Origin of the sequence: Microbacterium sp. NPDC056052 (assembly GCF_042266785.1) — a bacterium.
Classification (GTDB): Bacteria; Actinomycetota; Actinomycetes; order Actinomycetales; family Microbacteriaceae; genus Microbacterium.
The window spans coordinates 347,149-358,640 of sequence record NZ_JBHJWV010000002.1; the positions used below are offsets into that span (position 1 = coordinate 347,149).

At 72.2% G+C, this 11,492-nt stretch carries 8 protein-coding genes; 5 read left to right on the top strand and 3 right to left on the bottom strand.

The window, feature by feature from the left end; all coding sequences use genetic code 11:
- Positions 1-59: 59 nt before the first annotated feature.
- Positions 60-2,327, top strand: a complete 2,268-nt coding sequence (locus ACFC1J_RS05650) for a glycoside hydrolase family 3 C-terminal domain-containing protein (protein WP_375903310.1) — start codon at positions 60-62, stop codon at positions 2,325-2,327.
- Positions 2,328-2,646: 319 nt separating this feature from the next.
- Here ACFC1J_RS05650 and galE read toward each other — a convergent pair whose 3' ends face one another.
- From galE to galT, 3 genes are all read right to left on the bottom strand, one after another.
- Positions 2,647-3,624 carry a UDP-glucose 4-epimerase GalE gene (gene galE, locus ACFC1J_RS05655; protein ID WP_375903312.1) on the bottom strand — a complete coding sequence of 326 codons (978 nt, stop codon included), beginning with the start codon at positions 3,622-3,624 and terminating at the stop codon, positions 2,647-2,649.
- 218 nt (positions 3,625-3,842) lie between these two features.
- Positions 3,843-5,144, bottom strand: coding sequence for a galactokinase (gene galK / locus ACFC1J_RS05660; RefSeq protein WP_375903314.1), 1,302 nt, complete (start codon positions 5,142-5,144; stop codon positions 3,843-3,845).
- Positions 5,145-5,270: 126 nt separating this feature from the next.
- A complete protein-coding gene (gene galT / locus ACFC1J_RS05665; protein WP_375903641.1) occupies positions 5,271-6,458 on the bottom strand; it encodes a galactose-1-phosphate uridylyltransferase in 1,188 nt (395 codons plus the stop codon).
- A 192-nt stretch (positions 6,459-6,650) separates the two neighbouring features.
- On the opposite strand from galT, the gene ACFC1J_RS05670 reads away from it, so the two are divergent.
- The 4 genes from ACFC1J_RS05670 to ACFC1J_RS05685 all read left to right on the top strand — a co-directional run bounded on the left by ACFC1J_RS05670 (position 6,651) and on the right by ACFC1J_RS05685 (position 11,451).
- Complete coding sequence (locus ACFC1J_RS05670) at positions 6,651-7,607, top strand: LacI family DNA-binding transcriptional regulator (RefSeq protein WP_375903643.1); 957 nt, start codon at positions 6,651-6,653, stop codon at positions 7,605-7,607.
- A gap of 606 nt (positions 7,608-8,213) precedes the next feature.
- A complete protein-coding gene (locus tag ACFC1J_RS05675) occupies positions 8,214-9,341 on the top strand; it encodes a Gfo/Idh/MocA family protein (protein WP_375903645.1) in 1,128 nt (375 codons plus the stop codon).
- Between the two features lie 8 nt (positions 9,342-9,349).
- Positions 9,350-10,585, top strand: coding sequence for a dihydrodipicolinate synthase family protein (locus ACFC1J_RS05680; protein ID WP_375903316.1), 1,236 nt, complete (start codon positions 9,350-9,352; stop codon positions 10,583-10,585).
- Entirely contained in the window at positions 10,582-11,451 is an 870-nt protein-coding gene (locus ACFC1J_RS05685; RefSeq protein ID WP_375903318.1) for a sugar phosphate isomerase/epimerase family protein, read from the top strand. The genes ACFC1J_RS05680 and ACFC1J_RS05685 overlap by 4 nt, the downstream gene beginning before the upstream one ends.
- Positions 11,452-11,492: the final 41 nt, after the last annotated feature.

An 11,492-nucleotide genomic window follows, 5' to 3' on the forward strand; every position in this document is an offset into this window, starting at 1 on the left:
CGGAACCTGATCGACTGGCCCTGCCCGTCACCCGTGAGTCGTCTACGAAGGAGTCGACAATGACATCGCCCCGCGATCACCTGCCCGAGCTCAGCACCGAGGAGAAGGCCTCGCTCACGAGCGGCGCCGACTTCTGGACCCTGAAGTCCATCGACCGCATCAGCCTGCCGTCGATCATGGTCACCGACGGTCCGCACGGCCTGCGCAAGCAGGCGGCGGACAGCGATCACCTCGGCCTCAGCGAGAGCGTTCCGGCCACTTGCTTCCCGCCGGCCTCCGGACTCGGATCCGCCTTCGATCCCGAACTCGCCGAGCGGGTCGGTGTCGCCCTCGGCGTCGAGTCCGCGATCGAGGACGTCGCGGTCATCCTCGGCCCCGGCATCAACATCAAGCGCTCGCCGCTGTGCGGACGCAACTTCGAGTACGTGTCGGAGGATCCGATCGTCTCCGGCGTCATCGGCGCAGGGCTCGTGAAGGGCATCCAGTCCCAGGGCGTCGGCTCGTCGCTCAAGCACTTCGCGGCCAACAACCAGGAGTTCGAGCGGATGACCGCGTCGAGCGACGTGGACCCTCGGCCGCTGCGCGAGATCTATCTGCGCGGCTTCGAGCGCGTCGTGAAGGACGCCCAGCCGTGGACCGTGATGTGCTCGTACAACAAGGTCAACGGCGTCTACGCCTCGCAGGATCCGTGGCTGCTCACGCAGGTGCTGCGCGATGAGTGGGGTTTCGAGGGTCTCGTCGTCTCCGACTGGGGTGCGGTCAACGATCGCGTCGCGGCGCTCGTCGCGGGCCTCGACCTGGAGATGCCCGGCAGCGACGGCGCCCCCGATCGCGCCGTGGCCGCCGCCGCGGGATCCGACCCGGCCGTCGCGGCCGCGCTGGACGCCTCGGCCGGTCGCGTGCTGGATCTCGTCGGGCGCGCCCAGGTCCGCCCGGCCGTCGCCGGCCCGCTCGACGTCGACGCGCACCATGCCCTGGCCCGGGAGGTCGCCGGACGCTCGATCGTGCTGCTCAAGAACGATGCGGTCGACGGCGCCCCGCTGCTGCCGCTCGCCGAGGGCGCCTCGATCGCGCTGATCGGCGAGTTCGCCCGCACGCCGCGCTTCCAGGGCGGCGGCTCCTCGCACATCAACCCGACCCGCGTGGACTCCGCGCTCGACGCCCTGACCGAGGCCGCCGGAGACCGGGTCGCGTTCGCGCCGGGCTTCGTATTCGACGCCGCGGCCGAGGGGCAGGACGCGCTCCGCGACGAGGCCGCGGCGCTCGCCGCGTCCCGCGATGTCGCCGTGGTCTTCCTCGGCCTCACCGATGCGGAGGAGTCGGAGGGCTTCGACCGCGAGCACATCGACCTCGCCGCGCACCAGCTCGCCCTGCTCGACGCGGTCGTGGCGGCGAACCCGCGCACGGTCGTCGTGCTGTCGAACGGCTCGGTCGTGGCGCTGCCCTTCGCCGACCGCGTGCCCGCGATCGTCGAGGCGTGGCTGCTCGGCCAGGCCGGCGGATCCGCGACCGTCGACGTGCTGCTCGGCACGGTGAATCCGTCCGGCCGCCTGGCCGAGACGATCCCGCACCGGATCGAGGACACCCCGGCGTTCGGCAACTTCCCCGGCTCGAACGGGCACGTGCGCTACGGCGAGGGGATCTTCGTGGGCTACCGCTGGTACGACGCCCGCGACATGGCGGTGACCTACCCGTTCGGGCACGGCCTGTCGTACACGTCGTTCTCCTATGGCGCGGTCGCAGCCGAGGTCACGCCGTCGGGCGACATCGCGGTGACGGTCCCCGTGACGAACACCGGATCCCGCGACGGCCGCGAGGTCGTGCAGGTCTACGTCGCCCCGGTCGCCTCCGCGGTGGAGCGCGCTCCCCGCGAGCTCAAGGCCTTCGCATCGGTCGAGATCGCGGCCGGCGCCACGACCGATGTCGTGCTGACCGTGCGCCGCGAGGACCTCGCGTACTGGGACATCCGGGTCGACCGGTTCGTCGTCGAGGGCGGCGCCTACCGCGTCGAGGCCGCGGCATCGAGCCGTGACCTGCGCGGATCCGTCACGGTCGACGTCGCCGGCGATGCGGTCCTGGTGCCGCTGACTCCCGAATCCACGCTCGCCGCGGTGTTCGCGCACCCGGTCGCAGGTCCCATGGTCGCGGGCGCGTTCGCCGCGCTCCAGGAGCAGTTCGGCGGCGAGGGCGACGGCATCATGTCGGGCGAGGCCATGGAGAAGATGATGGGCTCGTTCCCGATCGGCCGCCTCCCCGCGTTCGGCTGGGGCCTCGACCGCGAGGGCGTGGACCAGCTCCTCGCCGCCGCGAACGCCCCGCAGGGCTAATCCCGCGCTCTCGCCCCCTGGATCGTCGAGCGAGCCGTAGGCGAGACGAACGCGGTCTCCTCTCGGGGAGGCCGCGTTTCGTGGTGCGGGGGCGGGCGGGGCGTGGGGTGTGTGCGGTCGGCGAGCGCACGGGATCCTGCCTGGTGCACGGGATCCTGCCGGGTGCACGGGATCCTGGCGGAGCGATCCGGGAGCGCACGGGATCCTGCCGGGTGCACGGGCTCTTGGCGTCATGGAGCCGTGCATTCGACAGCAGACGGTGCACTCGGCGCCGATGCGCTCAGCATGCTGTGCACTCGGCGCCGAGGTGCGTCCGGGCTCAGCCGGCGCTGCGGCGGGCCTCCCAGCCCGAGCGCACCATCTCGTCGACCGTGTGACGCATCCGCCAGTCCAGGTCGCGCGCGGCGAGCTCGCCGGTCGCGACGATGCGGTCGGGGTCGCCGGGGCGGCGCGGGCCGATCTCGGGCGTGAAGGAGATGCCGGTCACGCGCGCCATCGCGTCCATGATCTGGCGGACCGAGAGACCCTCGCCGGATCCCAGATTGTAGGCGGCCTCCACCGGCTGCCCCGCGATCATGCGCTGCGCGGCGGCGACATGGGCGAGCGCGATGTCAGCGACGTGCACGTAGTCGCGCACGTTCGTGCCGTCCTCGGTGGCGTAGTCGTCGCCGTTGATCCGCGGCGCCTCACCGGCGAGCAGCTTCTCGAAGACGATCGGGAAGAGGTTGTGCGGGCTCACGTCGTAGACGGACGGATCCGCGGATCCGACCACGTTGAAGTAGCGCAGCGAGGTGTGCGCGAGCGGGTTCGCGGATCCGGCCGTGGCGACGGCCTCGTCGCGCAGAAGCCATTCGCCGATGAGCTTGGACTCGCCGTAGGGGCTCGCGGGCCGCTTCTCCGTGTCCTCCACGACGACCGGCACGTCGGGCGTGCCGAACACCGCGGCGCTTGAGGAGAACACGATGTTCGCGACGCCGGCGGCCGCCATGGCCTCGAGGATCACCCTGGTGCCCTCGACGTTCTGCGCGTACGTGTGCAGCGGCCGCTGCACCGAGACGCCGGCGTACTTGTAGCCGGCGACGTGGATCACGCCCTGCACCTCGTGCTCGCGGAGCGTGCGCTCGACCAGCTCCCCGTCCAGGATGCTGCCCTGCACGAACGCCACGCCCTCGGGCACGAACGACGCGACTCCGCTGGAGAGGTCGTCCAGCACGACCGGGGTGAGCCCGGCCTCCGCGAGAGCGCGCACGACGTGCGATCCGATATAGCCGGCGCCGCCGGTGACAAGCCAGGACATGGGACTCCTTCCGTCGCGCGGGTGCGCGGATCTCTCATTCTGTCGGGGCTTCGCTGGGGGAATCCCGGGGTGGTTCTGGAGGCGAGGCCGCGGGATCCGCGCTTCCGCCGCGGAGGAAGTCGAATCCGACTGTTCCCGTCGCGGAGGCTGTCGCCATCGGGCCTGCAGAGCGGCAGCTTCTTGCGACGGCGGCGGCGACGAACCCGGATCCGGCGCGCTCAGGCGTCGCGACGCGGGCCGGCCGACGGCGTGACCGTGAACAGGTGCGGCGCGGCGAAGCCGGCCTCGGCGAACGCCGCGCGCACCGCCTCAGACACCGCGGGCACGCGGTCGTGGTCGACGAGTGCGATCGCGGCGCCGCCGAAGCCGCCGCCCGTCATGCGCGCGCCGATCGCGCCGTGCGCGAGGGCGACGTCGACCGCAGTGTCGAGCTCGGGGATCGAGATCTCGAAGTCGTCCCGCATGGATGCGTGCGAGGCGACGAGCAGCTCGCCGATCGCGCGCGGTCCGTGCGCGGCGAGGGCGGCGACCGTGTCGAGGACGCGCTGGTCCTCGGTCACGATGTGCCGTACCCGGCGGAGGTCGACGTCGTCGAGCAGTTCCGCGGCGCGCGGCAGATCCGCCTCGGTCACGTCACGCAGCGCCGCCACCCCGAGCGCGGCGGCCCCGCGTTCGCAGGATGCGCGGCGCTCCCGGTAGCCGCCCGTGGAGTGCGCGTGCTTCACACCCGTGTCGATCACGAGCACCTCGAGTCCCGCCTCGGCGAATCCGAGCGGGATCGATCGGGTCTCGAGCGAGCGGCAGTCCAGGAACACCGCGGCGTCGGTCTGTCCGAGCGTCGACGCCATCTGGTCCATGATCCCGGTCGGGGCGCCCACGGCCTCGTTCTCGGCGCGGCGACCCGCCTGCGCGAGGGCCACGGGATCCAGCCCCAGACCCCAGAGCTCGTTCAGTGCCGCGCCCGTCGCGCCCTCGATCGCCGCGGACGAGGACAGCCCTGCCCCGACCGGCACGTCGGAGGCGATCGCGATGTCGACGCCCGCGAACGTGCCGGCGGCCCACGCGGGCACCAGCGCACGCAGCGCCCAGGCGACGCCGAGGGGATACGCCGCCCACTCGGGCACGACGGATCCCTGTTCCTCGGCCGTTGCCGTTGCCGTCGCCGCGCGACGGGCGTGGCCGGATGGGAACAGCCTCTCGAGGTCGTCGAGCGCGACCTCGACCGGTTCCGCGGCGAACGTGGACGCGACGCGGATCCGCCCGTCGGCGCGCAGCCGTGCGGCGGCCGCCGTGCGGTGCTGGATCGCGAAGGGCAGCACGAACCCGTCGTTGTAGTCGGTGTGCTCGCCGATGAGGTTCGCGCGCCCCGGCGCCGACCAGACGCCCGCAGGCCCGGTCCCGGTCAGGTCGCGGAACAGGGTCTCAGCGGCGGCGACCGCGGTCGGGGCGTCGGCGTCGGCGCCCGCGGGGGGCGCGGCGGCGGCGCCGTCGGAGGGGGCGGCGGTGCGGGCAAAGGTCATCGGGTCTCCTCGGAAGGGTCGGTCTGCCGACCGTGTCCCACTTCTGGTGGGGTCATGTCCCACTTCCGGCGGCGAAAGCGCCGATTCGTGAGCGAAAAGTGGGACACGGTCGGAAAGGCGGGCGGATCAGGCGATCGGGGCGGGGACGGTCGCGATCGCCTCTCTCAGGCGCGCGGCGGCGTCCTCGGGGAGGATCTCGGCGGTCCATGCGGACATCGCGGATTCGGATCCGGCCAGGAACTTCAGCTTGTCGGCGGCGCGACGCGGGCTGGTCAGCTCCAGACGCATCCGGATCTCGTCGCGTCCGACGCGGACCGGAGCCTGATGCCACGCCGCGATGTACGCGGTGGGGGTCTCGTAGAGCGCGTCCACCCCGCGGAGCAGGCGCAGGTAGAGCGGGGCGAGCTCGTTGCGCTCGGCGTCGTCCAGCGCTGCGAAGTCGGGCACGTGGCGGTGCGGCAGCAGCTGCACCTCGAGCGGCCAGCGCGCCGCGAACGGCACGAACGCGGTCCAGTGCTCGCCCTGCAGGACGACGCGCTCGGAGTGCCGCTCCGCGTCCAGGATCCGCTCGAACAGATCGGCGCCGGTGCGGGCGATGCTCTCGCGCAGGCGCTGCGTGCGCGGCGTGACATAGGGGTAGGCGTAGATCTGCCCGTGCGGATGGGGGAGGGTCACGCCGATCGCCTCGCCGCGGTTCTCGAACGGGAACACCTGCTCGATGCCGGGGAGGGCGGAGAGCGCCGCGGTGCGGTCGGCCCAGGCCTCGATCACGGTGCGCGCGCGGGTGACGGACTGGGTGCCGAAGGACCCGGCGTGCTCGGGGCTGAAACAGACGACCTCGCACCGGCCCACGCTGGTGCGGGTGCGCTCCAGACCGATCGCCTCGAGGTCGTCCAGGCCCCGCGGCGGATCCACGGCCTCCGGGGCGGTGCCCACGGCCGCGGCGAGGGCGGGGCCGAACGAGGGGGAGCGGTTCTCGAACACCGCGACGTCATAGCGCGACGGCACCTCGGAGGGGTTCGTGGGGGACTGCGGGGCGAGCGGATCCGCATCCGCGCTCGGCATCATGACCCGCGTCTGGCGCTTCGTGGCGAACGTGATCCAGTCGCCGGTCAGCACGTCCTGCCGCATCGTCGCGGTGTCGGGACGCGGGTCCAGCGTGCGGGCGTCGATCGAGCGCTCGGCGGGGAGGGTGGATCCGGGGTCGTCGTAGTAGATGAGGTCGCGGCCGTCGGCGAGGCGCGTGGTGCGCTTGACCACGCCGGCTGAGAGCGCGGTGACTTCCGCCGCATCGAACTCAGGAGCGATTTCCATGTTCACGTAAACACGATAGGGCACGCGACGTGATAGCGTCAACAATCCTGAGGTCGGTACACGCGGGACCGGCGGGTGAGAGGCGGGCCGATGCCGAATCGCGACGACGAGCTCGAAGAAGCGCAGCGGGTCGAGAGCGGCCCACCGTCCGCCCCCGTGCGTCGCGGTCCGAGGCCGACGGGGCGCGTGTCCATGGCGATGGTCGCGGCGCGCGCCGGGGTGTCCGGGCAGACCGTCTCACGCGTCGTGAACGACAGCCCTCGGGTGGATCCGACCACGCGCGGGCGGGTCGAGGAGGCCATGGCCGAACTCGGGTACCGTCCGCACCGCGCGGCGCGGGCGCTGCGCACCGGGCGCTCCGAGACTCTCGGCGTGGTCGCGCAGACCCTCGCCACGGTCGGCAACTCCGCGTTGCTCCAGGCCGTCACCGAGGCCGCAGAGGCGCGCGGCTACGCGCTCGCCGTGGTGACGCTCGGGTCCGCGGGGCGGATCGGGGAGGCCTTCGACCGGCTGCACGACCAGGGTGTGGACGGGGCGATCGTGCTGAACGAGGCCTCGGCGCTGGCGCGCGACGCGGATCCGGCCGGGCTCGCGCTCGTCGTCGTGGACGCCCCGGCCGATCCGCGTTTCACCGTCATCGGGACCGACCACGCGGCGGGCGCCCGTGCGGCGACCGCGCATCTGCTCGACCGGGGGGCGGCGACCGTGCACCATCTCGCGGGGCCCGAGGGATCGTTCGCCGCGGCGGAGCGGGAGCGCGGCTGGCGGGAGGAGCTCGCGGCGCGCGGACTCCGGATCCCGGATCCGCTGCGCGGAGACTGGAGTGCGGGATCGGGGCACGACCGCGGTGGAGTGCTCGCCGCGGATCCGACGGTCACCGCCGTCTTCGCCGCCAACGACCAGATGGCGCTCGGTCTGCTGCGCGCTCTCGCCGACACCGGCCGCGGGGTTCCTGAGGACGTCGCCGTCCTGGGCTTCGACGACATCGCCGACGCATCCGAGTTCCGCCCGCCGCTCAGCACGATCCGGCAGGACTTCGCCGCGCTCGGCGAGTTGGCCGTGCGCCTCGTCGTCGACCGTGTCGAGGGGCGTGACATCCAGGATCCCGCGCTTCTCGCCCCCGCCCTGATCCCCCGGGCGAGCGCCTAGCCCTCCTCGCCCTCTCCTCTCCCGCTCCCCTTTCGAGTCGTCCCTCTGAGCGGGCCCCATGGCGTGCGCTGATGGGGACGACTCCGAGATATGGAGTCGCCGGCGTCGGTCGCCGCCCTCCCTGTTTCGAGTCGTCCCCGTGAGCGGGCCCCAGGGCGTGCGCTGGCGGGGACGACCCGAAAGTGGCCAGGCGTCGCGGCGGGGTGTGGGTGCGGCGGGGATGGGAGTGTGCGGTTGTAGGGAGTCTCGTTGTGCGTGGGCACCCTCCTTCGCGTCGTCCCTGTGAGCGGACCCCCTGGCGTGCGCTGGTGGGGACGACCGGAAGGTGGGGGAGACGCCCCCGCTCCCCGAGCGCTCCCACTTCGAGTCGTCCCTGTGAGCGGACCCCAGAGCGTGCGCTGGCGGGGACGACCGGAAGGAGGGCGCTCGATGTCGGCCTTGCGGTGGGTGGATTCCCGTGTCACCATAGTTCGGAAAGCGCTTACCGACAAGCGCCCACGCACCACACGCACCACATGCGACGCAACCGGCGAGGCCACGAGGGCCGCCGAGGCAAGGAGAGGGGACACCGTGTCCGAGACGACCACCCGCGAGATCGGCATCATCATGAACGGCGTCTCCGGGCGCATGGGCTACCGCCAGCACCTGGTGCGCTCGATCCTCGCGATCCGCGAGCAGGGCGGCATCGAGCTGCCCGACGGCAGCCGCGTCACCGTGAAGCCGATCCTGGTCGGCCGCAGCGGGCCGAAGCTCGCCGAGCTCGCCGCCCAGCACGGCATCGAGGACTGGACGACCGACCTCGACGCCGCGCTCGCGGATCCGCAGTGGGAGATCTATGCCGACTTCCTCGTGACCAAGGCGCGCGCGACCGCGATCCGCAAGGCGATCGCCGCGGGTAAGGCGATCTACACCGAGAAGCCGACCGCCGAGTCCGTCGAGGAAGCCCTCGAGCTGGCCCGCCTGGCTCGGACCGCGGGCGTCAAGACCGGCGTCGTGCACGACAAGCTCTACCTGCCCGGCCTGCAGAAGCTCAAGCGCCTCATCGACTCTGGCTTCTTCGGGCGGATCCTCTCCGTCCGCGGCGAGTTCGGCTACTGGGTGTTCGAGGGCGACTGGCAGCCTGCGCAGCGCCCGAGCTGGAACTACCGCACCGAAGACGGCGGCGGCATCATCAGCGACATGTTCCCGCACTGGAACTACGTGATGGAGAACCTGTTCGGCGAGGTCAAGAGCGTCTACGCACAGGCCGCTGTGCACATCGCCGACCGCTGGGACGAGGACGGCGAGCACTACACCGCCACCGCCGAGGACGCCGCGTACGGCATCTTCGAGCTCGAGGGCGGCATCGTCGCCGAGATCAACTCCAGCTGGACCGTGCGCGTGAACCGCGACGAGCTGGTCGAGTTCCAGGTCGACGGCACGCACGGATCCGCCGTCGTCGGCCTGTTCGGCGCCAAGATCCAGCACCGCAACGCCACCCCGAAGCCGGTGTGGAACCCCGACCTCGCCGACGCGCACGACTACGACGCGGACTGGGCCGAGGTGCCCGTGAACGACGTGTTCCTCAACGGTTTCCGCCAGCAGTGGGAGGAGTACCTGGCGTCCTACGTGCTCGGCACCGACTACGCCTTCGACCTGCTCGCCGGCGCCAGGGGCGTGCAGCTCGCCGAGACGGGACTGCAGTCCTCCGCCGAGGGCCGCAAGGTCGCGCTGCCCGCGCTGAGCCTGGACTGAGGCCGGCCATGACGACGATCCGCCTCCTCGCGGCATCGGGGGAGACCTCCGACACCGCCCTGAACGACTCCGGCGCATACGCCCGCCCCGCCTCGCCGCTGCAGAGCCGCGTCGCCTACGCGGCGGCGCATGTCGTGCCGAAGGTGCACGGCGACAACACCCCTGGGCAGCCGGCCGACATCGACTGGGATGCCACGCTCGCCTTCCGCCGCAACGTGTACTCCTGGGGCCTCGGCGTCGCCGATGCCATGGACACCGCGCAGCGCAACATGGGGCTCGACGCGGCGGCCACCCGTGAGCTCATCGCGCGCAGCGCCGAGGTCGCGCGAGAGGAGGGCGGATCCGTCGTCGTCGGGGTCAACACCGACCACGTCGGCGAGGAGCGCATCCCGCTGCAGCAGGTGATCGACGCCTACGTCGCGCAGCTGCACTTCGCCGAGGAGCAGGGCGCGGGTCCCGTGCTCATGGCCTCGCGTCACCTCGCCCGCGTCGCCGAGTCGCGCACCGACTACCTGCGCGTCTACGCCGCGGTGCTGCAGCAGGCGACCACCCCGGTCGTGCTGCACTGGCTCGGCACCGCGTTCGACCCGCAGCTGGAGGGGTACTTCGGATCCGGTGACTGGCGCGACGCGTCCGGCACGCTGCTGCGGATCATCGCGGAGAACCCGGGCAAGGTCGCGGGCGTCAAGATGAGCCTGCTGAATGCCGAGTCCGAGATCACGGTGCGCGAGCAGCTCCCGCCCGAGGTGCGCATGTTCACCGGAGACGACTTCAACTACGTCTCCCTGATCGGCGGATCCTCGATCCGGTCGTTGAGCGAGGCCGACGAAGCCGACCGAGCCGAAACGCTGTCCTCCGCAGGGCGCTCGACGACCGGACGCACGCACTCCGACGCGCTGCTCGGCGCGTTCGCGGCGATCACCCCGGTCGCCTCGGCGGCGATCCAGACGCTCGACGCGGGGGATCCGGCCCGCTACCTCGAGATCCTCGGTCCGACGGAGGAGCTCAGCCGGCAGGTCTTCGCCGCGCCCACGTTCTACTACAAGACCGGCGTCGCATTCCTGGCCTGGCTGAACGGGCACCAGCCCGCGTTCCAGATGGTGGGCGGGCTGCACTCCGCCCGCAGCCTGCCGCACCTCAGCCGCATCGTCGAACTCGCGAACGCGTCGCTCGCCCTCGAGGATCCGGAGCTCGCGCGGGAGCGCTGGCACGGGATGCTGCGCCTGAATGGAGTGGACGCATGAGCGCCGCTGCGGATCCCCGCCTCTCGATCAACCAGGCCACGATCAAGTACGCCGACCTGGCCACCGCGCTCAGGGTCACCGCCGAGGCGGGCGTGCAGGGCATCGGTCTGTGGCGGGAGCCCGTGAACGAGGTCGGCCTCGACGTCGCCGTCCGCATGCTCGCCGATTCCGGGCTCCGGTTCACCACGCACTGCCGCGGAGGGTTCTTCACGCTGACGGACGGCCCGGAGCGGCGCGCGGCGCTGGACGACAACCGGCGCGCGATCGAGGAGACCGCGACGCTCGCAGCTGCGGCGGCCGAGGGATCGACGGCCGTGCTCGTGCTCGTCGCGGGCGGACTGCCCGAGGGATCCCGCGACCTGATCGGCGCACGGGAGCGGGTGCGCGACGCGATCGGCGAGCTGTCGGCCGATGCTGCCGCCGCGGGCGTGACCCTCGCGATCGAGCCGCTGCACCCGATGTTCGGATCCGACCGCTGCGTCGTCTCCACGCTGGGGCAGGCCCTCGACATCGCGGCGGACTTCGACCCCGCGGTGGTCGGCGCGGCGGTCGACACCTTCCACATCTGGTGGGACCCGCAGGCGCTCGAGCAGATCGCCCGCGCCGGCCGCGAGGGGCGCATCGCGACCTACCAGGTGTGCGACTGGAAGACCCCGCTGCCCGCCGATGTGCTGCTCAGCCGGCATTACCCGGGGGACGGCGTGATCGACTTCGCCTCGCTCACGCGGGCGGTCGTGGCGACCGGCTACGACCGGGACGTCGAGGTGGAGATCTTCAACGCCGACATCTGGGCTCAGGATCCTGCCGAGGTCGTCCGCCGCACGGCGGAGTCCTTCACCGCCACCGTCTCCCCGCACCTCCCCTGACCGCCCCTGACCGCCCCTGGCTCCCGCCCGCCCGCCGCTCC

Coding starts and splice junctions, on each gene's coding strand:
- ACFC1J_RS05650 (WP_375903310.1), top strand. CDS start 60: ATGACATCGCCCCGCGATCACCTGCCCGAGCTCAGCACCGAGGAGAAG.
- galK (WP_375903314.1), bottom strand. CDS start 5,144: ATGACCTTTGCCCGCACCGCCGCCCCCTCCGACGGCGCCGCCGCCGCG.
- ACFC1J_RS05675 (WP_375903645.1), top strand. CDS start 8,214: ATGAACGGCGTCTCCGGGCGCATGGGCTACCGCCAGCACCTGGTGCGC.
- ACFC1J_RS05680 (WP_375903316.1), top strand. CDS start 9,350: ATGACGACGATCCGCCTCCTCGCGGCATCGGGGGAGACCTCCGACACC.
- ACFC1J_RS05670 (WP_375903643.1), top strand. CDS start 6,651: ATGGCGATGGTCGCGGCGCGCGCCGGGGTGTCCGGGCAGACCGTCTCA.
- ACFC1J_RS05685 (WP_375903318.1), top strand. CDS start 10,582: ATGAGCGCCGCTGCGGATCCCCGCCTCTCGATCAACCAGGCCACGATC.
- galT (WP_375903641.1), bottom strand. CDS start 6,458: ATGGAAATCGCTCCTGAGTTCGATGCGGCGGAAGTCACCGCGCTCTCA.
- galE (WP_375903312.1), bottom strand. CDS start 3,624: ATGTCCTGGCTTGTCACCGGCGGCGCCGGCTATATCGGATCGCACGTC.